This is a genomic window from Gilliamella sp. Imp1-1 (genome assembly GCF_001690415.1).
GTDB classification, from domain to species: Bacteria; Pseudomonadota; Gammaproteobacteria; order Enterobacterales; family Orbaceae; genus Gilliamella; species Gilliamella bombi.
Genome location: NZ_LZHK01000136.1, coordinates 1 through 736, shown reverse-complemented (window position 1 = coordinate 736; position 736 = coordinate 1). Strand labels below are relative to the sequence as shown.

The following is a 736-nucleotide window of genomic DNA, read 5'->3' as shown; positions in this document are numbered from 1 at the left end:
AAAATCCGCTAGTTGTGATAAATGTTTGAAAATATCAACTAATATTCCTTTTTTAGACCACAAATTAAATCGCCTATAGACAGTGCTCCATTCACCAAACTCTTCTGGCAAATCTCGCCAAGGAATACCGGTTCTCATTCGGAAAAGGATCCCTTCAAACGTCATCCGATGCTCGGATTTATTATAAACTCGGCCGGTATTTTTCATTATTTGTAGTAGCTTTTCCCACCGTTTATCTGTTAGCATTGTTCTTGGCATGATGAATCGAGTTATGGTTGTTTTTGGCTGAATTATTATAACTCACATCATGCCGTCTAAAAAATAATCATGAAAGATCAACACGCCCTAGTACCAGTTTTATAAGGTCATTGTTATGATAAACTAAAAATAAGAGAAGGTAACAACAATGGCAATCGATTCATCACGAAGAGCAAAACGTAGCTTTACTAACGAGTTCAAAAAACAAATGGTCATGCTATATCAAAATGGTAAAAAACGTGCGGATATCGTCGCAGAGTATGACCTCACCAAATCAGCATTAGATAATTGGATAATGCAGTACCAAACTACCGGCTCATTCATCGCAAAAGATAATCGTCGAACTGAAGAGAACGAACTTATCGCGCTACGCAAAGAGAATAAACGTTTGTTAATGGAGAATGATATCCTAAAGCAAGCGGCGTTGATAATGGGAAGAAAATCGAGTTAATTTTACATAATAAGCATCGATACAGCT

Annotated in this window: 2 protein-coding genes; one reads left to right on the top strand and one right to left on the bottom strand. The window is 36.8% G+C overall.

The window, feature by feature from the left end; genetic code table 11:
- The coding region (locus A9G38_RS11205) for a transposase (RefSeq protein WP_141671662.1) at positions 1-258 on the bottom strand (258 nt) is incomplete at its 3' end.
- Between the two features lie 148 nt (positions 259-406).
- Here A9G38_RS11205 and A9G38_RS11200 point away from each other — a divergent pair.
- Complete coding sequence (locus tag A9G38_RS11200) at positions 407-709, top strand: IS3 family transposase (protein WP_034915944.1); 303 nt, start codon at positions 407-409, stop codon at positions 707-709.
- Positions 710-736: the final 27 nt, after the last annotated feature.